Here is a 20,966-nt window from a genome sequence, read left to right on the forward strand (position 1 = left end):
AAATTTGTTAGGACTTTTGCATTCATATGTTTGGGAATAGAACGTGCGCTGCCACTACAAAATTCTTCGGCACTCCTGCGATCGTCCTTTTTTATGAATTAATGTAAGGAAATAGAAGGAAATCCTCCGGAATTGGCGAAAGGTATGTAGTGACACTACTATTTTAGGGGGATTGAAATGACAAAGACGATACAGGTAGGAGACACGTACCGCGATAGGAACAGTGGAAAGGAGTATAAGGTCACGAGTTATAATGGCAATTCAGTCCTGCTCACCAAAGAAGAAACGTCATTGGCTGTGATACCAGTTATCGACGAAGAGGTTCTTTTACCAGGATTTATCAAGGTATAAGCTGCTAATATTTTCGACGCTTTGGCGCTCTGCCAGGAGCGCTTTTTTATGTGTCCAAAGAAAAGATGCATATTTTTTAATCTGACCCCGGCCGGTGACAATGAGTACGTATTAGAAAATTAAAAAAACAAAAGGTTTCTTCCGGCCGGTTAAAGGCAATAGTGACCACTACTAGTAGTGGGAGGGATTTATATGAAAGAGGAAGAAATAACTGCAAAGATAGAGGAACTCGAAATGGGACTGGATCGTTCAAGTGATACGCTGGAAAACGATCACGACGTGCCTGTGAATAAAACAAAGGCGGAGAGCGGAGCGTCTGTAGTTTATGAATACGGCAGCAGGGACAAAACCAATGCCACCCAGGAGCCGACCAATCTTCGCGTGGAATTTGACAGGGCACAGAGCGAGGAATTTAATGCAAAAGCTGTTTTTCAGACAAACAGGCATAACAAGGAAATTGCAGGCGGGGAAAAGCCGTTTGACACGCTGTATTTATCGAATGGAAACGAAGGCACGTGGAGAATTGATGCAGCTGACGGAAAAGAGCTGGAACAGAATGATCTGGAAAAAATCATCGCCTATACCTTTCAAAGCTATTTACTGGAGTAAGTCACTGAAGCCGGTTTTCTGCTTAGTAAGCTTTCCTGCATAAAAACGAAAAAGACCCTGTGCGTACACAGGGCAAACTGAGGGAATATACCTTTGCAAATTCCAGTCGTATCTTTCATCCAGGGAGATGTTAGAGAAGTGGTACAATTTTAATTTTAAAGCGCTTACATTTTAAAATCACGAGGCAATAGTCCTTTTTTTGCAGATTGAGGCTTTTCTGTTGATAAAAAAGCCCCGCGGGGAACACGGGGCTGGTCTCAGGAGCGGGATGAAACGTTCATCCCACAAGTACTTTATCGGATGAACTGTATTCATTAATGAGTCCTTGGATAGAAATAATGTCAAAAATATTAAAAGAGCGGACTTCCTGCTGTTAACGGTTGCTCGCTTTTTGAACGGCCCGCTCCACCTCTTTTTCGGAAACGTCAAATTTGTCGGCGGTAGTTTCTACCGGGCTGGTACCCGTGCTTTCGTCGTATGCAGGCCCCGCCCAATAAAAGTACATGTCCAGCTGTTTTTTGGTCGGGTATTCCTCCCGCTGCTTCGGCAGCCCTTCATTGTTCATGGAGCCATAAAACGTGTTGATCTCGTGGTCGCTGTAATCGCCAGGTTCGTAATTTTCTGCCGCCGCGATTTCCCCGTTAGGGAAGTAATCCGTTTTTCCGTAAATGTAGCTGCCGTAATCCATCGCTTTTTCGGCATCCACAAAATTGATTGTCAGCAGGTGAAATTCTTCCTGGTCTTTTATATCCATGATCACTTCGTCACTGATGGTATCAATGTCCGTTTCATCAATCGACACAGGATCTGCGTCCGGGATTACATAATAATTCAGGTAAACGCCATGATCGTACGTGGCGTTTTCACCTGCGTGCACTGTGTACGAAGGCACTTCTGCTTCAGGAGCCCCGCCGGTCTGTTCTTTTTCATAAGCCGTGAATTCATCGTTCATGTCTTCGGACAGTACTGCGCAGGGTACGCCGTCGTTATTAGCATCAAGACCGCCGGGATCATTTTCAGAGCTGAACTCGTGCTCCGTCCAGTAGTCATATAAGTGTTGGTCATCTTCAAAATCGCTGCAGCTTTTTAACGCTGCTTCTTCATCCGCCGCTTCTGTTTCTTCTTCACGGAGGTTCTCTTCCGTGTTGCTTGCCGGTTCTCCCCCTAATACAGCGGCGATGACGCCGACAAGAAGAAGAGCGTAAACCAGTGAGGCTGTGACAAGCTTCCACCTCGTGCCTGTCCGGAGCCCGGGCAGGCGCCGCCATTTTCTTTTTTTCTGCATGAAACTCCCCCTGGATAAACTGCTTATCCCAATGTCACTATAGGCGGTTCGTCTGTTTAATAATTTTTAAGAAATGTTCTTCTTTCGATTTGAATTCAAGCTCGCTGACTTTGCTTAAAATAAAATGGTATTTAGAGATTTCGCCGCTGATTTTTAAGCCCCTTAAAAAGGCATCCGCCACCTGTCTGATTTCTGCTGTCTCCCGGGAGCTTTCAAACACGATGACGTTCCGGGTAACCTGTCTTGCGTTGTCGTTTGAGGCCAAGTGCGTAATTAAATCAAGCAGATTGTCGTAGTTGCTGGTTTTGGTGTTGTTGATTAAATCGACACTAATCAGAAAAACGCCCACTAAGCATCCCCCCTCGAAAGAATGAGCAGGCACATCTATGCCGTTTTAGTGCCGGCCCGCAGAAAACCCCGTTTCCCCTCCAACGGGGTCAGTCCTGCTTTGCCTGTTTCTTTTTCGCGTAAGCTGTCCAGCCGAGGTATATAACAATTAAAGCGGCAATTATGGAAGCCATTGCATTCCGCCTCCCGTCATTTGTTAAGCCTATTGTACCACAGGAAAATAGAGGAGGGGGTTGTCAAATACGCCTGCGGAGTGCCTTTTGAACGTACAGCTAAAATGAAGAAGGCAAAGGGGCGGTTACTGTGAATTACGAACCAGGTATGCGCTTGTTCAGCGAGACGAGGAAGCAGTGGGGTGTAATGATGCTTCAGAATCACCATCAGGGACCGGAGTGGTACTATGTTAAATTTACGCCGGTCCGCTCGGGGTGGCATCATGAAAGCGATCTGTGGGAGGCAGGGGAGGTGTTCGCCTGCAGCTGGATGCGTCACCGGGCCGGACAAATCTGATTGCGGCGGCGCCATTTTTTCTTAATTGGTGGTCGTTTTTCCTGATTAAATGTAAAATGGATGGCGGCGTTAAAAATTTGGGAGGGATCGTTATGTACACATCTATTATCTTTTTCATCGAAGACGGGGACCGGCTGATTGTGCCGAAGTCCAACGAGACCCCGAGCGTGGATGAAATTATTGAAAAGCTGAAAAAAGGAAAAAAGCAGGACCTGAAAATGTCCGAAGCATTCAGCGAATGGTTCAACACCGAAGTGGAATGCAAAAAAGTAACAAGCGTCAGCGTCAATTTCATTTAAGTGCGAGCATCTGCCTGCGGGCGGATGCTTTTTTCAATCGATTAAAAAAATTTCGGCGGATGGTTGTAAAAAAGAGCATCCGGACTCCTTTACTGTGTAGGACGGCAAAAAGCCGGCACCTACTCGCTTCAGGAAAGGATGATGAGCATTGGCACAAACATTGGGGCATCAGCTGATTACGTACGGGGAGGATCATCTCGGCACGCCATATGAATTCGGCGGCGACGGCACGGACACCTTTGACTGCAGCGGCTTTGTCCGCTACGTGATTGAGTACGTCACCGGCGAGATTATTCCGAGGACCGCAGCCAGCCAGTCGGAAACAGGCACGCCGATTTCAGACGAAGATCTGCGAACGGGAGATCTGCTGTTCTGGAAGGATACCCGCTCGGAGGATCTGAACCATAACGACGTGACCCATGTCGGCTTCTATGTGGATGGACAGACGTTTCTGGGCGCGCAGGGCTCCACCGGAGTGGCATTCGCCGATTCCACGCGGGACTACTGGCAGTCGCGCTACGTCGGGGCCCGCCGTGTCGTCGACAGTACAGCGGGGCCGCTCACCAACGTCGGCGGAAAGGGAGACCTGCTCCGGGTGATTGCCAGCCAGGTGAATTACCGCAGCGAACCGTCCTGGGACAGCGAAGCCGTTGCGGGTAAAGTTACCGAAGGAGAGGCGTTTACGATTGAGCGCCGCGTGCCGATGGAGGAACGCTCGGATCTGTTTGAGCTCCTGTCCGGCACGTATATTACGACGCATGAAAACTATGTGGAGGTACTGCCTCAGAGTTAAGGGAGGCCGTTTCCACAAATAGAAAGCAGGCCCGGCATATGCTGCCGGGACCTGCTTTCTATTTTTACTTTATTTACGTTTCACAGCCGACGCCGTCCCCGTCACGGTCCAGGTGGCCGCCGTAGCCCGGGTCGCCTTCGCGCACAGGGGCAGCTCCGGCTTCACGGGCAGCGTCGCAGTTTTCATAATACACGTCTTCAGAGGAGCTTTCGCTGTCGGAGGACCCGGACTCTTCCGCAGAGCCGGAATCCCCGGAGGACTCCTGTGATTCCTCGTCCTGTTCCTCGTACCCGTCGTCGGTCACATAATCCTCGAGCGACCAGATGCCGATGCCGGCCGACCGGGCTTCCTCCTCCGCGGCTTCAAATTCGTCAAGATATTCGGTGTTTGGCGGATAGACGGCTACCCGGGCAAGGCCTTCCTCAATCAGCTGCTGGTTGAAGTTTTCACCATCGACGAATACGTAGGCAAGCAGCCGGCCGTAGTAGTCCCGTTCTTCGACGCCGAGCTCAAGCCGCACGTCTTCACCGTCCAGCTCGCTTGTCGTAAATTCTGTAGCTTCCGGGCCGAATGGCTGCACGCCCATCTGTGGATGCTTCGTCTCCGGTGTGTCGACGAGAATGAGACGAATGCGCTCCTCGCCTCCTTCGTAATCCACATCGATGGTGTCGCCGTCGACAACGTTGGTTACTGTCGCGTTGGTATCTTCTTCAGCAGAGTCGGACTCGGTGTCTGATGCTGCTTCCTCATCGTTGCTTTCACTGTTATCAGAGGAATTACCGTTAGATGCTTCTTCGGTGTCGCTGGCGTCCTCTTCATTCGAAGCGTCCTCCGGCTGTTCTTCTTCCGCTGTTTCGTCGTTTTCACTGCCGGAAGCGGCCCCGTCCTCCGCACTCTCGTCATTTTCTTCTGCCTGCTCTCCGGCGTCTGCAGCACCTTCCTCTTCTGCTGCTTGTTCGCTCGTCTGTTCTTCCGATTCGTTACCGCCGCTCTCCTGGCCGGGCTCTTCGCTGCATGCAGTAAGAAAGAGCGTCAGCGCCAGGGTAAAGGACAAAAGCCTGACTGGTTTTTTCAATAGAATCACCCCGCTGCATAATTGGTTAGCATATAGATAGGAAATAGATGGACGTAATCTGCGTAAAAAGTAGCGGTTATTAGAGTTATTAACAGTGTACAAGAAAGCATGTGAAAAGAAAATAACTAATCCAGCAGTGCTTTTCGTTGCCTGTAGGCAACAGAATATAACTACAATAAAAAATACACGTTTTATATAGGGAAGGGGCTTTTTCCTTTGAGGCTGGAAGAGAACAAAAAGAACCCTGCGCCTGTGCAGCGCAGGGTTCGTCACCGATATTATTTCGGCAGGTAGTCGTTTCGCACAATCAGCACGTCGCAGGTGACCCGCCGCACAAGGCTCTCCGAGACGCTTCCGAGAAACAGGCGCTCAGCGCGCCCCATCCCGGAGGAGCCGGCAACGATCAGGTCCGCTTCGAATTTTTTGGCTGCCTCGGTTGGAATCACTACCTTCGGCGCTCCGTATTCGACGGAAAAATCAATCGCCGAAATGTCTTCTGCGGCACTTAAATTCCGGTATTCCTCAAGCAGTTCTTTTCCGCGTTCCCTGTACATCTGAACAATATCCTCGGTATGGTATTCGGCTGACGAAATAAACGGCGTATTCAGCACGTACACAACCTGCACGCGGCTTTTTTCCCGTTTAGCAATGTCGAGCCCGGCATACAAAGCGCTGGTTGAGACCTCGGAGCCGTCGACAGCGATCAGAATAGAGCTGTACGGCTTTGGCGGCTCTTCGTTTTTGACAATCCAGACGTCGCACGAGGCGTGGCGCACGATGCTTGCGGCAACGCTTCCAAAAACCCTTTTTTCAAACGTACCGGCTCCCGAACCCCCGGAAAGAATCAGGTCGGCTCCGAACTCATGAGCTATTTCGCCGGGAATTAACGCTTTGGGAGGCCCTTCCTTCATAAATGTCAGAACGTTTTTCACGCCCTGATCCTCCGCGCTTTTTTTAGCACGGTCCAGAATGTCGGTGCCAATACGTTCTGACGCGCTTAACAGATCCGGGGACTCCCGGCGGAGCTCGCGGATATTGTGGTAATCGATAATATAGCAGAACGCGAGCGCGCTTCCATAGGTGAGGGCGGTTTCAATCCCTTTTTGAAGTGCGTATTCTGCTTCGTCCGAACCGTCGAGAGCGACGAGGATGCGTTCGTAGTGCAGTGCCATTGCAATCAGTCCCTTCTGGCTTTTGGTGGTGTGTCTATAGTTTAGCTCATTTTTTTCTTCCTGCGTGTGAGGAACCTCACATCCAACGGAGACTTTTCAATTTATACTGGCCTCGTAAGCAGCTATAAGTGAAAACTATTCCAGCCTGAAGGGGCGTTGAAAATAAAGCACAAAGGAGTTTCGGTATGATGGATGGATTAAAGCAGATTGTCTGGAAGGAAATGCTGAATGAATGCGGCGGGGCCATTCCGCAAACCCTGCCGGAATTAAACGGAAGAGCGGAGCGAAACCAGGAAATCGCCTGCCTGCTTCCGTTTTATGTGTACTATTTTCATACGTATGAATGGCAGGAATACTCGTTAATGACAGAGCATGCGCTTCCGGGGACGCTGAACCACGCTGCCTTTATAGCGATCGACACGCCGTCGCTGCAGGCTTCGGCACAAATGAAGCGGTACTTTTACGGGCTGTCGTTTATCAGCAGGCTCCCGGCGGACGGGGAGACGGCGTTTACCCTGGAGGAATGGACGCTGCATGTATTCCGGAAATACTATTACTTAACAACAAAAGCAGCCCTTCCGGCCGGGGATGCGGCCGTAAAACAGAGGCGGACCGGCACGTGGACCTTCCGGGTTATGTAGGTACTGACGGCAAAAATGAGAGCGTTTGCGAAGCGTACAAGTAATAAAGGAGGACTGCTTGAATATGCAGAAGCACTACTACGGATATGCGGGAGAAAGCACGGCAGAAGTGAGGGAGGAGGAGTATATACGGTTTGTGTATATTTTTGACGAACCGGACCGGCGGGAGGAAGTGCTCTACATCGGCACGAGGGAAAATGTTCGAAAATGTGCCCGGGGGATAGACCTTTTAAATATCGAACTGGAGCTTGCGGACGCTGTCACGGTGGGAAGCCGGACGTTTAAAATTATCGGAATTGAACGGGTGCCTCCGTGTGAAACGGTGGAGCGCACGTTCCAGGGCGGCATGGTGACGTATTATTTTTCGGAAGCGGATCTGCCGTTGTCCTGAAGGGTGAAAAAACGGGCAGAAAATAAACATACAAAGGAGATGCGATATGTATAAAACAATTCTTGCTGCTGTGGATCCATCCGAGGAAGCGAAACGGGCTGCCCGGACGGCTATGCTGCTTGCCGGCAGGTTTGAGGCCACGCTCGTTTTCGCACATGTGGTTAATGAACGGGATTTCAGTGCGTTTCAGTATTACGTGCCGTCAGCATGGGACGAGACGAAAAAAAAGAACGAAGCAATGCTGCAGCAGTACGCATCCGAAGCCGAACATGCGGGAGTGGCGAAGGTGGAGACGGTGCTGCGCTCCGGGGCCCCCAAGTCGACAGTTCCAGCGGAGCTCGCCCCTGATTTCGGGGCCGACCTGATCGTTACCGGAGCTTCCGGCATGGGCACGGTGGAAAAATTAGTGATGGGGAGCGTATCGAGCGGTGTTCTCCGCCGGGCCAGGGAGGATGTGCTTATCGTCCGGAAGGAAAGCGAGGGCGGACATAAAAAAATTCTGATAGCCGTGGACGGCTCCGAGGAAGCGGCCCTGGCATTTGAAAAGGGCGTCCAGCTCGCGCTGCAGACGGAGGCGGAATTGTTTATCGTGCACGTGTACAACTCCAACCTTCTGTATTCTACCGTACTAAATACTGATGTGCAGAAGTTCATGGAGGACGATGACCGGAAAATGCTGGAGGATTACAAAACCCAGGCGGAGCGTCTCGGCGTCGCAAACGTAACGACGTCTCTGCTGTACGGCTCGGCAAAGCTGATTATTCCTCAGGAATACGCCGTGCAGCATGAAATTGATCTGATTGTGAGCGGGGCGTCCGGCAGAAACAGGACGGAGCGGCTGCTGCTTGGAAGTGTGGCGGAGGGCATTGCCCACCGGGCGATCTGTGATGTGCTGATTGTGCGGCAGCCGCTCGAGCATAGAGAGCAGTAGAATTATTTTCTGGAGTGAATCAGCCCGGTTTGATAGGCGTACTCCACCAGCTCCCTCCGGGTTTTCATCGCGAGCTTTTCCATTAAATTAGTGCGGTGGGCCTCGACGGTTTTCACGCTGATCACGAGCGTCTCGGCAATTTCTTTATTGGCGTAGCCAAGCGTTATATAATAGAGCACCTCCCATTCCCTCGGGGAGAGCCTCCTCGGATTGCCGAAGGCAGGAGGCGTGTTATGGGCCTGCACCAGGGCCTGGAAGGAAGCAGAGGCGTAGCGGTTATGCCGGGCGGCCGCCCGGATGGCCCCGTATAAATCGTCCAGGGGATCGGTATGCAGCAGGCACCCGGTGGAGGCGCGTTCGTACACCTGCTGCAGGAAAGCAGGCGTTTCCTCCCCGGAGACTAGAAAAACGGACGGAAGCAGAGGGCGTTCGAAGATAGCTGCTTCCGGTGAAAGCGTGCCCGCATCAATGACATAGACGGGCTTGCGGCCTCCGGTTGGTAAAGCCTCTGCAGACGGCCATCCGGCTGTTTCCTTAATGACGGTACAGTCAGGAGCTTCTTCGAGCAGTATTTTTAACGCTTTCTGGTAGATCGGACGTCTGCTTACTAAAACGATCGAAATCATGCGCTCACCTTCTTACGCTGGGGTTAGACGTTCATGCACAGAGCCTTTCGGGAATACATGCCTATAGCATTAACCATCAAGTGTAAAAAAAACAGGAGAAAATAATTAAGGGTTTTCCCTTATATTTTTTAGAAAACTCCTTTGATAGTATCATGGTAATACTATCGAAGGAGATGGAAATAATGAGCAGGCCCCTTCAAAGTCTCCCCGTGAACGAGAAGCCGAGCGGATCTTTTGCAAGTATGCTTTCTCCTGAAGAGTTTGACCGTTTTCAGGAGCGCACGCAGCTGGCGCACAAACGGGCCGGAACGTACCTGTATTTAGAAGGAGACCCTTCTGATTATTTCTATTTTCTCTACGAAGGAACCGTGAAAATTCAAAAAAGCACAAGTGACGGAAAAGAATTAACAATTACGCTGCTTGGAAGCGGGGACCTGGCCGGTGAATATGGCAATCTGAATGCGGTGCGCCATGATTTTTCGGCGAAGGTGTCAGCCGCCAGTACGATAGGTGTGATTAAAAAAACAGAAATGGAGGCATTGATTAAAGAATCCGGCGCCTTCTCCCTCAAGATGATGCAGTGGATGGGCAGCAACACGTTAAAGGAGCAGTCAAAATTCCGGGATCTGCTGCTGTACGGAAAAAACGGCGCCCTGGCCTCAACCCTGATCCGCCTCAGCACAACGCACGGCAGGGAGGTGGAGAGCGGCACCATCCTGCAGCTGAAGCTGACCAACACTGAGCTCGGAGAATACATCGGCTTATCCCGGGAGGGCGTGAACCGCTGCCTGAACGAGTGGAAAAAGGCCGGCGTCATTTCCTATGAGAACGGCCTCATTGTTATTCATAACATGCTCTATCTGCGCAGGCTGTGCAACTGCCCGCTTGACAACCTTTGCTCCAGCGAAATATGCCGTCTTTAGCCACGCCTAACGTCATAAAACCATGGTCCCCCGGTGCCTTTTTCAGGCGCCGGGTTTTTGGCGTTTTCCGGGATTATAACCGTACGACCATTACACTGCAGTCGGCATTTTTTGTAATATGCTCGGAAACGCTGCCAAGGAAAATTTTCTCGACGGCATTTAACCCGGTAGCGCCCGTGATAATCAAATCAACGTTGTATTTTGGCACAAGATCGCGCGGAATAGCTGTTTTTGGCGATCCGTATTCGATATCAGCCACCACATTCGTGATACCAAACTCCTCCGCCTGCTTTTTGTACTTGTCGAGGAGCTGGCGCGCTTCGTCCTCCACTTCACCGATGAGTGAGGAGTCATAGTTACTCATCGGGCGGTAGGAGTTACGGTTGATGACGTGGGTGATTACAAGCTGCGACCCCTGTGATTTGGCAAGCGGAAGAGCTGTTTCAAATGCGTAATCTGCCTCTTCAGAGCCGTCCACAGCAACTAAAATAACGTCCATTGTATGCATGATATGCCTCCTAAAGAAATTATTGTGTTTTCACTGCGTACTTCTAGCTGGTAAGCATATTTTCCTTTTAACGAACGCAAAAATTGTCCTGGGACCGATTAAGAGACGGTGCTGCCGGGAATTAAAACAAATAAAAGCTCGCTGGAGGTGCGTTAACGTGCTGACCGTTATTTCGGCAGAAACAGGCCATATGATCGAGATGGAAATCAGCGGAAAGATAACAGAGGACGATTATGAAACGTTCGGGAAATCGTTTGACGCCGTGAAGCAGGACGACACTCCGATCAATCTGCTTGTAGTGGCGACGGACTGGAAAGGAATGACGCCGCAGGCGGTTATGGAGGACCTGAAGTGGCTGAAGCGCATAAAGGAATTTCAAAAAATGGCGTTTGTCAGTGATGAAAAAGGCATCAAAGCAGTGGAATCCTTTGGTAAGCTTCTGCCTGGAGTGGAAACAAAGCATTTCGGGCACACAGAAAAGAAACAGGCACGGAAATGGCTGGCACGCTGACCAGTACCGCTTTTATTCATATAATATAATTATGTTAACTAAAATTATTGATCGAATTTCAGCCGTCGCAGAAAAAGGATTACCCCGGCAGTAAAAGCGGGTAAAAGTGACTAACGGCTATAATACGCACGTCAAAGGAGGCACCAACGTGAATAAAAAGCAGAAAAAACAGCTGGATAATTTAATTATCGAATATTTGAAGGACAGGGGAAAATCCCACGAACTAAAGGTGGCAGACGAGCTGTCGGAGCGGTTCGAAGGAAAGCTCCATGCTGCGACAGTACTTGTGAGAATCGACAGAATGAAAAAAAGCAACGAACTGCGTCATGAGGCCAAGGCTGTCCATGACACAATCGTCTGGGCAAAAAAACTGTAGTTTCATCACAAAAATAGGCGATCGCGGTTTTTAATCCGGCGACAACAGGGAAAGACAGGAATAGAAAGAATGGCAGATGAAAGCTTTGCTGTCGCACAGCATATGGAGGAGGACAATAGGAATGGAAAAACTGGAATTCCTATTTATAACATGCGATAAACGGGGAGAAATCCCGATAGAAAGCGGCATATTGACGATCGAAGACGACAATACATGGCAGGCGGAATTGATTAATTTTACCGGAGGCATGGATTTGTTTTCGGATCAGGGCAACGAGTTCCGGATTAAGGATAACAGCCTGGTGGAGTATGAAGGAAAAGGCAAAGCCTCAAAAACAGGCGATGAAGAAGCAGAAGGAAATATTGTTATTAAAGGCCAGGGGAAAATTAGCAAGTACTAATAAAGCATCCCGCCCGGGGTGCTTTTTCCATGAACATGCCAGCTTTAAAGGAGGAATTTTTATGGACACGTATTATAACCATCCTGAATACCGTCCGTTTTTCCCGAACGCACTGAACGCTTCGCATTCCATAGAAATAATGGATTTTGACGGGCTTGCCCTGCTTATTCAGATGACTGATAGGGCAGTGGAGTCGCCGCACCGGCCGGATAAAGCGAACCTGCTGCACTGGCTGTGGGACACCGGGGTCGATTATTTGGAGAAAAATGATCCCGGCGACCGCCAGCGGATGGTAATTACAGAAAAAGATCTGGATAACGGCAAGTTGATTACTCCCTATGAAAATCTTCTAAAAGAATTCGATGCTTCCGGCTACTGACCAGCAGCTTAAAAAAATTTCCCCCCAGGAGGTAAATATGTCATTTCGAAATTCAATAGGAAAAAATGTTAGAATCGCCCTCGCAGATATAGCTAAAGAAGATAAGGTTCTGCAATTGATTCTTGCGCCTAAAACGATGGAAAAGTTTATTATCGTCAAAATCGATTCCATCGATGAAATGGGCATATGGATCGAACACGAAATTGAAGCCGAGCTCGATGAAGATGAAGACGGGGAAAAGCTGCTGCAGACGCAGCGCGAGAAAAAGTTTGTCCGCTCAAAATTCTTGATTAAGTGGCACTACATCGAAGGGGCCTACGCGCCGCTTGACGATGACGTGAACAGCAAAATGAAATTTCTGCGCTAAAGGGAGGAGTCTTACATGGACGATTGGATTCATCAATTATCAAGCACGGCCCGCCAGAATAAAAAACAGGCGTCCACCGTGGAGGAAGAAAAACAGATGGAAAGCATACGCGCCTGCTCCGAGGAGCTTACAGGCATGTTTGATGAATTAATGGGAACCATTAACGGCCGGTCGGATTTAAAAGTGGAAAAAGTAAAAAGCAACAAGCATGTAAAATATTTTTACGGCGTTTCTGAGCTTATTATTGAGACCGGCGAGGTGTTCACCCGCAAAGGCTTTCTGGAAATGAGCTTTAAAATCCGTATCAACGACTCTGCCTACAACGTCAGCGACGTCCGTCCCCGCAGTGCTTATCTGAAGGACTTGAACACCTGCAGATGGGAAACGGAAACAGGCACTGTTTTTAATGACGAACAGGCATCAATGTTATTTAAGCAGGCTCTGCTTCCTTATATCGAAGAATAAAAACAACAGTTGTAGCCCGGATATGTTCCGGGCTTTTTTTGTGACTTTATTTCGATAGGCGTAGTTTAAAACAATCGAGTGTAGTAAAATATATCGCTTTGTATCAACACATAAGACAACGGAATATATACAGCGGTAAAAAAATGCTGGATCAGGTTAAAAGAACCAGAAAATAAATTCTGTAATTTTAGAAAAATAATAGTACTTTATTACTTGAAATTGAAGTATTATAAAGGAGAGGGGGATAAACGATGGCTACCGTGTATGTCAACCGTCATGTCCGTTATGTGCAGGTACTGTTAAGCGATGAGGGGAGTCTTTTGCACTGTTTGACCTGGGAAACCGATGACGGATTTGTCTTTGACATCCACGCGCTTGATGACAGCTCGTTTTCCCCGAAGTACGACAGGATTTATATGCCATTTGACCAGGAAACAATGACGCTTCACGGAAACACATATATTTTATATTAACCATCCGTCTGCTGATAATAAATGAAGGGTGCTCAGTGTTTTCGAACGTTTTATGTATTTTAAAATATACACTACAATATGTTGTGTGGAATAATTATTTGTAGTGATGTAATTGTTCCGATATCCGTTTTGTTTCTTTTTATATACATGTGTACCGGGGCAGAGTTAATGTAATTTCAAAAGGGTGTCGCTTGTATACCGCGGTGGTAATGTTTGTTTCCTATGCAATAGGGCGGAGGAGTGTTATGCTTTGGGCGGAACAGAAGTTGAAAGGAGCATGCGCTATCTCTCAATTTTCTTATGTGATCGATGAAGAAGGAAATGAAGTGTTCGTAGGGACTAAAGAAGACATTAGGGAAAAATTTCCGGCTAAAGAAAAGCATATTTTTAACACTGAAGAGGAATTGCTGAAAGGCATACGGGATTTTCGGGAAAATGAACGAATCATATCTGTCGTAAGCGACCTGCCGGTGTTAAACGAACAGTGGAAAGAGAAGGACAATATGTAACATGATTCGTTCAGGCCGGGACCGGACCGGGGGATATTTTTTATTACTTACAAGGGGACCGGACTTTTTCCAGGAAGTCCGGTTTTTTATTGGGTGGGGGAGTATTAAAGGCATTGGCGTAGTATAATGAATAAAGCACCTCCCAGTCTTTGTCAGAGAGGAAGATGATGATGAACAAAAAAAGAAATACCGCCTGGCTGCTGGCTCCGCTGCTTTTGCTTCAGGCCTGGTGGCTTTACCGGGAAGCCGAAAAGCAGGGCAAAGCCAAATGGAAGTGGGGTCTGTGGGGATTAACACAGTTTCCGACCCCGGCAGTGGCTTTTTACGTCATTCATAAATGGAAGAAGTAAGCCCGGCTGCTGCTCTTCCGAGGTTTCAAACCGGCGTCGAGGTGTAATAGCATAAAAAGAAGCCGGGACTTCTGCCGGCACATGCAGCACCTATTAGAGTGAAGGGGCGACAAAAATGAAACAGGAAACCCAGGAAATTAACGAAATTGTACTCGACGAATCGGAGCTGCGATTTGAGTCTGCATACTTGTATCTCGAAACGTCCGATCCGGACCGGATCGGGGAAAGCGCCTGGACGATGGCCATTTATAATGCAGAACAGGAGTTTTCCGAAGAGTTTATCAATCGAAACAGCATCAGTATACGGTTCAAAACTGAAGAAGCAGAGTATCAGGGGATCGTTCAATTTAAAAACATTGAAGGCGGCGGGAAGAAGCATTGCCACCTCGATGGTCTTGATGAACTGGTGCAGATATAAAGCAGGTATGACAACGGGTGACAGCGGAAGCTGGCGCCTGTTTTTTTATATGCACGAAAACCGGAAATCGGGGGAACGTTTAATACGTGCGAATTCGGGGATTATAGCTGTGAAAAGATGCTCAAAGATTGGAAAGGAGAGAAAGTCATGAGTCCGAGAAAAGAAGCAATGGCCCAGCTGGCCGGAAGAGTCGAGCGGGGGGAAATCGGCGCCGAATGGTCGCCGGTGGATGAGATCGAGCAGGATCGTTTTCAGGAGCTTGCGGAGCATGGATATGTTACGTATGACGATGCCTCCGGAGAAAAAGACCAGGCGGTTTACAGCGGTATTAAAATCACAAAAGAAGGCCGCGAGCTTTATGAAGAATACAAACGGCAGGTAGACGAATAGAAATTAACGCATCCCGCGGGCGGTTTTATACAAGCCGCCCTTTTAAAAGAATGAAATTCAGGAGGACGCGATGCCGACACTAGCACTAGAAGCTGTTAAAACAGTCTCCACAAATGAAGTTATTCAGGTAAATGAAGGTCACCTTCAGGCAGGCGGTGGACCGCTTGAACGTTGGACCGTTTCCATTACAGACTGCGACAACGAGGAATTTTTCCACCAGGCATTCGACAGTGCTTCTCCTGCGCTGGATTTATATTTTTACACCCGGGAAGGGTTTCAGTTTGGCGGACAGGCCTACATCACCCGGTCGGATCAGAAAAGCATAGAGCTTGAAGGAAGCAGTGCCCTTCAGGAACAGTCGTAATCGAATAAAAGGAGGATGATGATGACACAGGAAGCGGATTTTTCCCAGGAAGGGCTGAAAGGCTACCGCATACGCCCGCTTCATTTTGCCGGGGAATCAGTCGAAGTGTATAAGGACGAAGAACTCGTGCTGCTCGTCCAGGTGACCACCTCAGCGATGGCAGCCGAAGCGAGTTTAAAGGAAGAAAACGTACCAGACTGGCTGTGGAGCATCGGCCTGGATTATCTGAAACAGGAAGCGCCGGCGGAAAGGAAGCGTCTTGTTATTACCGTGCAGGACGTGACGGACGGAGAAATAAACAAAACGTACGACAATTTATTGAGAGATTTCGAAGCGCCCTCGAGCTGAGAGGGTGCTTTTTGTTTTTATTTATATAGAAGAAAATGGCTAAAGGCTTCTTTTCCGGCAGGCAGAGAGAGAAACGGTTTTCACTCATTTGGGAAGGAAATTCTTTCGGAAAAAAACGGCCGGGTGTCTTCTCGAACCGAAAAAACTGTGGTATAAATAAGTGGAGGGGGTGGATGACAGTGGCTTTAGTGGAATTCAAATGCAGAACGCAGCCGCAGGTGACCTATAGCAGTGACGGTCATGAAATTCATTACAAGGTGATTGAATACGCCGATGGCTATGAAGTGGTGCTTCATTCGATGAGTGATTTTCAGCCGGCCGATGAAAAACTGTTATTTCATCAGGGAAGTCAGGTCATTCACGCCAAAGAGCATACTTACGTATTAGATACCTGCGATTGTGTGTACAGCGGTGAACCCGATGAAACCATCGATCATTCGATCTGTCACAAACCGTATTCTAAATCCATGTAAACAAACGCTAAGCGGAGCTTTCCTTCCCGGGAGGCTCTTTTTTGTGGCAGACGCAGGGACAAAAAACATTCCGGAAAATAGAAAGGGGCATACAAATGCTGCATTTTGAAAAGAAAGATCTTCACAATTTAAACCACGCGGAGGCGCCGTACGTATCCATTTACCAATACGGAAAAACGGACATCAGCAGCCATCCATCCGACAGCAGCCGGGTGGGGCTCTCCAAGCAGGGCATGATGAAGCTGATGAATTACTGGATTGAAGAAGGCAACCTTGATGATAACGATAAGCAGCAGATTAAAGAGTGGCTCGACCAGTAACCTTTCAGGAGACGGGGAAGAAATTCGGGTTTAGCAGCAAAGGTGCAGGGAAAAGGAATCACAATTCACCAATAGAAAAACGAACTTCAGGCACGTATCGGCGCCGAAGTCGTTAAAGGGGGAATCGTGATGGCACGCCTGCTTGACTTTTACCACGGACCGTATGAAGGCAGCCCGGGAGAGTCTGAACATTTTAATGGACCGGTGCTTCACATCTTTGAGCGCGACCAGCTGCTGCTGTCGATGCAGATTACGGCAGAAGCGCTGGGGACAAATGAACTGAACGTAGACATGACAACGGTGTATGAATGGCTCTGGCACCGGGGGCTTGAATTTATCGAACAGGAAAATATTACGTCAGCCACAGTGATAGTGATTACGGATAGAGATGTTGAAGGAAATAAAATTGTTACGTCGTACCGGACGCTTGCGTGCCGGGCATAATAGAAACGGGGCCGCCTGCTTTAATGAAGCAGGCGGCCCCGTTTATGTGATTAAAAGATGGTGCGGAAAACGCCGGTGACTCTGCCGAGTATCGTACAGTTTTCTAAAATGATCGGGTCCATGGTGGCATTTTCAGGCTGCAGGCGGATAAAGTTTTCTTCTTTATAAAACCGTTTAACCGTTGCTTCCATTTCATCGGTCATAGCGACAATAATATCGCCGTTATCAGCGGTCTGCTGTTTTTGAACGACAACAAGATCCCCGTCAAAAATGCCGGCCTCTATCATGCTGTCCCCCTGAATGGTAAGCATGTATACCTGTTCTTCGTCGGTCACCATGCGCTCCGGAAGAGGGATGTATTCTTCTACATTTTCCACCGCAGTGATAGGCTCCCCGGCCGTGACTTTACCGATCACCGGCACGTACACAGCTTTGCTTTCGTGAATCGGCTCGCTGCCCTGGTCTTCAAGCTCAAGCACTTCAATTGCCCGCGGCTTAGTCGGGTCGCGGCGGATTAAATTTTTGTTTTCAAGACGGGCGAGGTGCCCGTGCACCGTTGAACTCGAGGCGAGCCCCACGGCTTCTCCGATCTCCCGGACCGAAGGCGGATAGCCTTTTTCTTTTACTTCTTCTTTTATATAATCAAGAATTTGCTGCTGGCGCTTGGATAGCTTCATCTCCGCACCTCCTTTTGAGGAATTTTTCTGAGTAAAGTATAGCATGAGGGGAACAAAAACGCAAACACCCGTTCTAATATTTCTGTTGACGGGAACAGGTATTCTGGTATACTGAATGAATATAAGAACATACATTCTCATTCAGGGGGAACATGCATATGAATAAACTCAAAACCTTCACTTCAACGGACTGGACGATGCTTGCTTTATTTGCATTCGCGCTTTTATTTTTGGTATATTCAGCGGACGCTTCGATCACTCCGGACACGCTGGGCGGCACGGAAGCAGACCGGCCGGCAGAAATCGTCTATGAACAGGAGCATCCGGTTTTGAAGGACAGGCCGGGCTATCAGGAACAGCCGTGGGAACGAACGGTTTCGTTTGACGCTGCCGAACAGTAAAACACGAACGGAAAGGAACGCAGACAAATGAAAGCATGCATCATTTACGCCCGGGTAAGTACGGAAAAAGAAGAACAGCAGTCCTCGCTTGCCAGGCAGCAGGAGGAGCTGGAGGCTCTTGCTGCAGCGAACGGTTGGGCGGTGCAGCAGACCGTGACAGAACAGGAGAGCAGCTATTCCGTGGAACGGGACGGGCTTCTCCGTGTGTTTGAGCTCCTCGATGACACCGGGGCGGATACACTGCTGATTACCGATGATACGCGGCTTGGACGCGGAAATGCTAAAATCGCCGTGCTCCATGAGCTGCAGAAAAGGGGCACGTCCATCTATACAGTAAAGGATGACGGGGAGCTCGAAATTGCGGATACCGATCATATGATTATGGAAATTTTGTCCATTGTGGAAGAGCATCAGCGCCGGCTGCATAATTTTAAAATTAAGCGGGGGATGCAGCGGGCGGTGGAAAACGGGTACCACCCGGAAGAAAACTTCGGATTAAACCGCAGCGGCGGCCGGAAGAAAATAGAGGTGCCCATTGAAGAAATTGTTAAGCTGAAACAGCGGGAGCTGACGTTTAAAGATATCGCTCTGACGCTCCGGGGCCTTGGCTATGATATTTCTAAAGCGACGGTGCACCGACGTTATAAAGAATATGAACAGCAGCGCGCGGAGATAGAACCGCAGTGATTTGTTTGCGGTACGGCGCTGTTTTTAATATAATAAAAAAGGAACGCCATTTTAAGGGAGGCAACTTATGCTTTCGAAAGAAAAAATTGACCGGATTAATGAGTTAGCCAAACGTCAAAAATCGTCGGGGCTGACTGCAGAAGAACAAGAAGAACAGCAGGCGCTGCGTCAGGAATATTTAAGTAAATTCCGTTCCTCGTTTAAAAACCAGCTCGAAAACGTAAAAGTGGTGGATGAAGAGGGCACGGATGTAACTCCAAGTAAGCTCGAGCGTGTCAAACGACGGAACCGCAGCTTCCGGCATTAAGATAAAAGAGAGGCCTGGTCTTAACAAAGAGCAGGCCTTTTGATTTTCTTCTTTCTCTATTAACACGCTTGTGTAATCGTTTTAAAACCTTTATCATAAAAGCGTACTAGAACACGGAAATTCCCGCGGGGTCAACTCATAAGTGCGGGTTTCCACCCAAAAATACATACAGTGGAGGGACATATGCATGGCAATTAGCACAGAACAGTTAGCAATTAACACGATTCGGACGCTGTCCATCGAAAGTATTGAAAAAGCCCAGTCGGGTCACCCGGGGCTTCCGATGGGAGCGGCGCCGATGGCGTACGCGCTCTGGACCAAATCCATGAACCACAACCCGGCCAATCCGGACTGGTTTAACCGCGACCGCTTCGTGCTGTCCGCCGGACACGGGTCGATGCTTCTATACAGCATGCTGCACCTGAGCGGCTACGACCTCTCGCTCGAGGAACTGAAAAACTTCCGCCAGTGGGGAAGCCAGACGCCGGGCCACCCGGAATACGGGCATACCGCCGGCGTGGAGGCAACCACCGGCCCGCTCGGCCAGGGACTGGCCATGGGCACCGGGATGGCGATGGCGGAGCGCCATCTGGCAGCCAAGTACAACACCGACGACCACGCCGTGGTGGATCATTTCACGTACGTGCTCTGCGGCGACGGCGACCTGATGGAAGGCGTTGCTTCGGAATCGGCGTCCCTCGCCGGCCACCTGAAGCTCGGCAACTTGGTCGTGCTGTACGACTCCAACGACGTGTCGCTCGACGGCGCGCTTCACCAGTCGTTCTCCGAAAACGTGCTGCAGCGCTATGAAGCCTACGGCTGGCACACGGTCTTTATCGAAGACGGCAACGACGTCGATGCGTTGGAAGCAGCGATCGAAGAAGCGAAGCAGTCCCCGAAACCGTCGATGATCGAAGTGAAAACTGTCATCGGCTACGGAGCACCGAACAAAGGCGGCACGAATGCGGCCCACGGCGCGCCGATCGGCGACGAGGAGTACAACCTGGTGAAAGAAGCCTACCAGTGGGACTACGACGCGTTTCATATCCCGCCGGAGGTGACCGAGCTGTTTGACGAAGTCAAGCAGGCCGGTGCGAAGGCCGAACAGGAATGGAACGAGCGGTTTGATGCCTACAAGCAGGCGAACCCGGAACTCGCCGGCGAACTCGAACAGGCGATTGCCGGCGAGCTGCCGGAAGGCTGGGATGCCAATCTGCCGGTCTTTACGGATGAAAAAGTAGCGACCCGTGCCGCCTCCGGCGATGTGCTGCAGGAAGTAGCGGCCGCCGTGCCGTCTCTGTTCGGCGGATCGGCCGACCTGGCCGGCTCCAACAAGACACTGATCAAAGCGGAGCAAGATTTCAGCCGCAACGACTACACCGGCCGCAACATCTGGTTCGGTGTCCGCGAATTCGCCATGGCGGCAGCGGTGAATGGCATTCAGCTGCACGGCGGTCTGAAGCCGTTCGGTTCGACCTTCCTGGTCTTTTCCGATTACCTTCGTCCGGCGCTGCGCCTGAGCGCGTTGATGGGGCTGCCGCTGACGCAGGTATTCACGCACGACAGCATCGCGGTCGGCGAAGACGGCCCGACGCATGAGCCGGTGGAACAGCTGGCGGCGCTCCGGGCGATTCCGAACCTGAACGTGATCCGCCCGGCGGACGGCAACGAAACGGTCGCTGCGTGGCGCGTGGCGATGGAAAGCGAATCGACGCCAACGGCGCTCGTCATGACCCGCCAGGGCGTACCGACGCTCGAAGACACGAAGGAAAAAGCGGTGGAAGGCGTCCGCAAAGGAGCCTACGTGATCGGCGAACAGGCCGAAAAGCCGGATCTCCTTCTCGT

General features: G+C 49.8%; 37 protein-coding genes. 30 read left to right on the top strand and 7 right to left on the bottom strand.

Annotated elements, in window-relative coordinates:
* The first annotated feature begins 177 nt into the window (after positions 1 to 177).
* A complete protein-coding gene (locus ACTRXF_RS02375; protein ID WP_474260790.1) occupies positions 178 to 351 on the top strand; it encodes a hypothetical protein in 174 nt (57 codons plus the stop codon).
* Between the two features lie 192 nt (positions 352 to 543).
* The gene (locus tag ACTRXF_RS02380) at positions 544 to 960 is read left to right on the top strand and encodes a hypothetical protein (RefSeq protein ID WP_474277676.1); all 417 of its coding nucleotides are present in this window, start codon (positions 544 to 546) and stop codon (positions 958 to 960) included.
* Positions 961 to 1,333: 373 nt separating this feature from the next.
* On the opposite strand, the gene ACTRXF_RS02385 is transcribed toward ACTRXF_RS02380, so the two are convergent.
* Both ACTRXF_RS02385 and ACTRXF_RS02390 read right to left on the bottom strand, forming a co-directional pair.
* The gene (locus tag ACTRXF_RS02385; RefSeq protein ID WP_474277678.1) at positions 1,334 to 2,245 is read right to left on the bottom strand and encodes a hypothetical protein; all 912 of its coding nucleotides are present in this window, start codon (positions 2,243 to 2,245) and stop codon (positions 1,334 to 1,336) included.
* 37 nt (positions 2,246 to 2,282) lie between these two features.
* A complete protein-coding gene (locus tag ACTRXF_RS02390; RefSeq protein WP_474277680.1) occupies positions 2,283 to 2,594 on the bottom strand; it encodes a hypothetical protein in 312 nt (103 codons plus the stop codon).
* 302 nt (positions 2,595 to 2,896) lie between these two features.
* On the opposite strand from ACTRXF_RS02390, the gene ACTRXF_RS02395 reads away from it, so the two are divergent.
* From ACTRXF_RS02395 to ACTRXF_RS02405, 3 genes are all read left to right on the top strand, one after another.
* Positions 2,897 to 3,103: a hypothetical protein gene (locus ACTRXF_RS02395; protein ID WP_474277682.1), complete on the top strand. Its 207-nt coding sequence runs from the start codon at positions 2,897 to 2,899 to the stop codon at positions 3,101 to 3,103.
* Between the two features lie 92 nt (positions 3,104 to 3,195).
* The gene (locus ACTRXF_RS02400) at positions 3,196 to 3,402 is read left to right on the top strand and encodes a hypothetical protein (RefSeq protein WP_079476428.1); all 207 of its coding nucleotides are present in this window, start codon (positions 3,196 to 3,198) and stop codon (positions 3,400 to 3,402) included.
* A 148-nt stretch (positions 3,403 to 3,550) separates the two neighbouring features.
* Positions 3,551 to 4,195: a C40 family peptidase gene (locus tag ACTRXF_RS02405; RefSeq protein WP_474277684.1), complete on the top strand. Its 645-nt coding sequence runs from the start codon at positions 3,551 to 3,553 to the stop codon at positions 4,193 to 4,195.
* Positions 4,196 to 4,268: 73 nt separating this feature from the next.
* Here the strand turns inward: ACTRXF_RS02405 and ACTRXF_RS02410 are convergent, their stop codons facing one another.
* Positions 4,269 to 5,270, bottom strand: coding sequence for a thermonuclease family protein (locus ACTRXF_RS02410; protein WP_474260796.1), 1,002 nt, complete (start codon positions 5,268 to 5,270; stop codon positions 4,269 to 4,271).
* 278 nt (positions 5,271 to 5,548) lie between these two features.
* Entirely contained in the window at positions 5,549 to 6,442 is an 894-nt protein-coding gene (locus tag ACTRXF_RS02415; protein ID WP_474277686.1) for a universal stress protein, read from the bottom strand.
* Between the two features lie 185 nt (positions 6,443 to 6,627).
* Here ACTRXF_RS02415 and ACTRXF_RS02420 point away from each other — a divergent pair, with 185 nt between their 5' ends.
* The 3 genes from ACTRXF_RS02420 to ACTRXF_RS02430 all read left to right on the top strand — a co-directional run bounded on the left by ACTRXF_RS02420 (position 6,628) and on the right by ACTRXF_RS02430 (position 8,405).
* Positions 6,628 to 7,083 carry a hypothetical protein gene (locus ACTRXF_RS02420; protein ID WP_474260798.1) on the top strand — a complete coding sequence of 152 codons (456 nt, stop codon included), beginning with the start codon at positions 6,628 to 6,630 and terminating at the stop codon, positions 7,081 to 7,083.
* A gap of 64 nt (positions 7,084 to 7,147) precedes the next feature.
* The gene (locus ACTRXF_RS02425) at positions 7,148 to 7,474 is read left to right on the top strand and encodes a hypothetical protein (protein ID WP_474260799.1); all 327 of its coding nucleotides are present in this window, start codon (positions 7,148 to 7,150) and stop codon (positions 7,472 to 7,474) included.
* 46 nt (positions 7,475 to 7,520) lie between these two features.
* Positions 7,521 to 8,405 (top strand): universal stress protein, encoded by an 885-nt coding sequence (locus ACTRXF_RS02430; RefSeq protein ID WP_474260800.1) that lies wholly within the window; start codon positions 7,521 to 7,523, stop codon positions 8,403 to 8,405.
* A gap of 2 nt (positions 8,406 to 8,407) precedes the next feature.
* Here the strand turns inward: ACTRXF_RS02430 and ACTRXF_RS02435 are convergent, their stop codons facing one another.
* The gene (locus tag ACTRXF_RS02435) at positions 8,408 to 9,031 is read right to left on the bottom strand and encodes a response regulator transcription factor (protein ID WP_474260801.1); all 624 of its coding nucleotides are present in this window, start codon (positions 9,029 to 9,031) and stop codon (positions 8,408 to 8,410) included.
* Positions 9,032 to 9,213: 182 nt separating this feature from the next.
* On the opposite strand from ACTRXF_RS02435, the gene ACTRXF_RS02440 reads away from it, so the two are divergent.
* On the top strand, positions 9,214 to 9,954 hold the full coding sequence (locus ACTRXF_RS02440; RefSeq protein WP_474260802.1) for a Crp/Fnr family transcriptional regulator: 741 nt from the start codon (positions 9,214 to 9,216) through the stop codon (positions 9,952 to 9,954).
* Between the two features lie 73 nt (positions 9,955 to 10,027).
* Here ACTRXF_RS02440 and ACTRXF_RS02445 read toward each other — a convergent pair whose 3' ends face one another.
* Positions 10,028 to 10,462 carry a universal stress protein gene (locus ACTRXF_RS02445; RefSeq protein WP_474260803.1) on the bottom strand — a complete coding sequence of 145 codons (435 nt, stop codon included), beginning with the start codon at positions 10,460 to 10,462 and terminating at the stop codon, positions 10,028 to 10,030.
* A gap of 157 nt (positions 10,463 to 10,619) precedes the next feature.
* On the opposite strand from ACTRXF_RS02445, the gene ACTRXF_RS02450 reads away from it, so the two are divergent.
* From ACTRXF_RS02450 to ACTRXF_RS02530, 17 genes are all read left to right on the top strand, one after another.
* Complete coding sequence (locus ACTRXF_RS02450) at positions 10,620 to 10,973, top strand: SpoIIAA family protein (protein ID WP_474277689.1); 354 nt, start codon at positions 10,620 to 10,622, stop codon at positions 10,971 to 10,973.
* A 148-nt stretch (positions 10,974 to 11,121) separates the two neighbouring features.
* Positions 11,122 to 11,349 carry a hypothetical protein gene (locus ACTRXF_RS02455; RefSeq protein WP_474260805.1) on the top strand — a complete coding sequence of 76 codons (228 nt, stop codon included), beginning with the start codon at positions 11,122 to 11,124 and terminating at the stop codon, positions 11,347 to 11,349.
* Between the two features lie 121 nt (positions 11,350 to 11,470).
* Complete coding sequence (locus tag ACTRXF_RS02460; protein WP_474277691.1) at positions 11,471 to 11,749, top strand: hypothetical protein; 279 nt, start codon at positions 11,471 to 11,473, stop codon at positions 11,747 to 11,749.
* Between the two features lie 61 nt (positions 11,750 to 11,810).
* Positions 11,811 to 12,128, top strand: a complete 318-nt coding sequence (locus tag ACTRXF_RS02465; protein ID WP_474260807.1) for a hypothetical protein — start codon at positions 11,811 to 11,813, stop codon at positions 12,126 to 12,128.
* Positions 12,129 to 12,165: 37 nt separating this feature from the next.
* Positions 12,166 to 12,495, top strand: a complete 330-nt coding sequence (locus tag ACTRXF_RS02470; RefSeq protein ID WP_474277693.1) for a hypothetical protein — start codon at positions 12,166 to 12,168, stop codon at positions 12,493 to 12,495.
* 15 nt (positions 12,496 to 12,510) lie between these two features.
* On the top strand, positions 12,511 to 12,960 hold the full coding sequence (locus ACTRXF_RS02475) for a hypothetical protein (RefSeq protein ID WP_474260809.1): 450 nt from the start codon (positions 12,511 to 12,513) through the stop codon (positions 12,958 to 12,960).
* Positions 12,961 to 13,211: 251 nt separating this feature from the next.
* Positions 13,212 to 13,433: a hypothetical protein gene (locus tag ACTRXF_RS02480; protein WP_462867031.1), complete on the top strand. Its 222-nt coding sequence runs from the start codon at positions 13,212 to 13,214 to the stop codon at positions 13,431 to 13,433.
* Positions 13,434 to 13,678: 245 nt separating this feature from the next.
* On the top strand, positions 13,679 to 13,942 hold the full coding sequence (locus ACTRXF_RS02485; protein WP_474260810.1) for a hypothetical protein: 264 nt from the start codon (positions 13,679 to 13,681) through the stop codon (positions 13,940 to 13,942).
* Position 13,943: 1 nt separating this feature from the next.
* Positions 13,944 to 14,069 (top strand): hypothetical protein, encoded by a 126-nt coding sequence (locus tag ACTRXF_RS02490; RefSeq protein WP_474260811.1) that lies wholly within the window; start codon positions 13,944 to 13,946, stop codon positions 14,067 to 14,069.
* A gap of 43 nt (positions 14,070 to 14,112) precedes the next feature.
* Positions 14,113 to 14,292 carry a sigmaY antisigma factor component gene (locus ACTRXF_RS02495; RefSeq protein ID WP_474260812.1) on the top strand — a complete coding sequence of 60 codons (180 nt, stop codon included), beginning with the start codon at positions 14,113 to 14,115 and terminating at the stop codon, positions 14,290 to 14,292.
* A gap of 115 nt (positions 14,293 to 14,407) precedes the next feature.
* Positions 14,408 to 14,710 (top strand): hypothetical protein, encoded by a 303-nt coding sequence (locus ACTRXF_RS02500; RefSeq protein ID WP_474260813.1) that lies wholly within the window; start codon positions 14,408 to 14,410, stop codon positions 14,708 to 14,710.
* 147 nt (positions 14,711 to 14,857) lie between these two features.
* The gene (locus tag ACTRXF_RS02505; protein ID WP_022792118.1) at positions 14,858 to 15,100 is read left to right on the top strand and encodes a hypothetical protein; all 243 of its coding nucleotides are present in this window, start codon (positions 14,858 to 14,860) and stop codon (positions 15,098 to 15,100) included.
* A 70-nt stretch (positions 15,101 to 15,170) separates the two neighbouring features.
* On the top strand, positions 15,171 to 15,464 hold the full coding sequence (locus ACTRXF_RS02510; protein ID WP_474260814.1) for a hypothetical protein: 294 nt from the start codon (positions 15,171 to 15,173) through the stop codon (positions 15,462 to 15,464).
* A gap of 21 nt (positions 15,465 to 15,485) precedes the next feature.
* Entirely contained in the window at positions 15,486 to 15,812 is a 327-nt protein-coding gene (locus ACTRXF_RS02515; RefSeq protein ID WP_474260815.1) for a hypothetical protein, read from the top strand.
* Positions 15,813 to 15,985: 173 nt separating this feature from the next.
* Positions 15,986 to 16,285 carry a hypothetical protein gene (locus tag ACTRXF_RS02520; protein WP_474260816.1) on the top strand — a complete coding sequence of 100 codons (300 nt, stop codon included), beginning with the start codon at positions 15,986 to 15,988 and terminating at the stop codon, positions 16,283 to 16,285.
* Positions 16,286 to 16,326: 41 nt separating this feature from the next.
* Entirely contained in the window at positions 16,327 to 16,605 is a 279-nt protein-coding gene (locus tag ACTRXF_RS02525; RefSeq protein WP_474260817.1) for a hypothetical protein, read from the top strand.
* 129 nt (positions 16,606 to 16,734) lie between these two features.
* Entirely contained in the window at positions 16,735 to 17,049 is a 315-nt protein-coding gene (locus ACTRXF_RS02530; RefSeq protein WP_474260818.1) for a hypothetical protein, read from the top strand.
* Positions 17,050 to 17,099: 50 nt separating this feature from the next.
* On the opposite strand, the gene lexA is transcribed toward ACTRXF_RS02530, so the two are convergent.
* Complete coding sequence (gene lexA, locus ACTRXF_RS02535) at positions 17,100 to 17,726, bottom strand: transcriptional repressor LexA (RefSeq protein WP_022792125.1); 627 nt, start codon at positions 17,724 to 17,726, stop codon at positions 17,100 to 17,102.
* A gap of 158 nt (positions 17,727 to 17,884) precedes the next feature.
* On the opposite strand from lexA, the gene ACTRXF_RS02540 reads away from it, so the two are divergent.
* The 4 genes from ACTRXF_RS02540 to tkt all read left to right on the top strand — a co-directional run.
* On the top strand, positions 17,885 to 18,127 hold the full coding sequence (locus tag ACTRXF_RS02540) for a hypothetical protein (protein WP_474260820.1): 243 nt from the start codon (positions 17,885 to 17,887) through the stop codon (positions 18,125 to 18,127).
* 27 nt (positions 18,128 to 18,154) lie between these two features.
* Positions 18,155 to 18,814 (top strand): YneB family resolvase-like protein, encoded by a 660-nt coding sequence (locus ACTRXF_RS02545; protein ID WP_474260821.1) that lies wholly within the window; start codon positions 18,155 to 18,157, stop codon positions 18,812 to 18,814.
* Between the two features lie 67 nt (positions 18,815 to 18,881).
* A complete protein-coding gene (locus tag ACTRXF_RS02550; protein ID WP_474260822.1) occupies positions 18,882 to 19,121 on the top strand; it encodes a DUF896 domain-containing protein in 240 nt (79 codons plus the stop codon).
* Positions 19,122 to 19,308: 187 nt separating this feature from the next.
* The coding region (gene tkt / locus ACTRXF_RS02555) for a transketolase (RefSeq protein WP_474277695.1) at positions 19,309 to 20,966 on the top strand (1,658 nt) is incomplete at its 3' end.

It is taken from the genome of Marinococcus sp. LNHM3E3-2.2 (genome assembly GCF_056034385.1).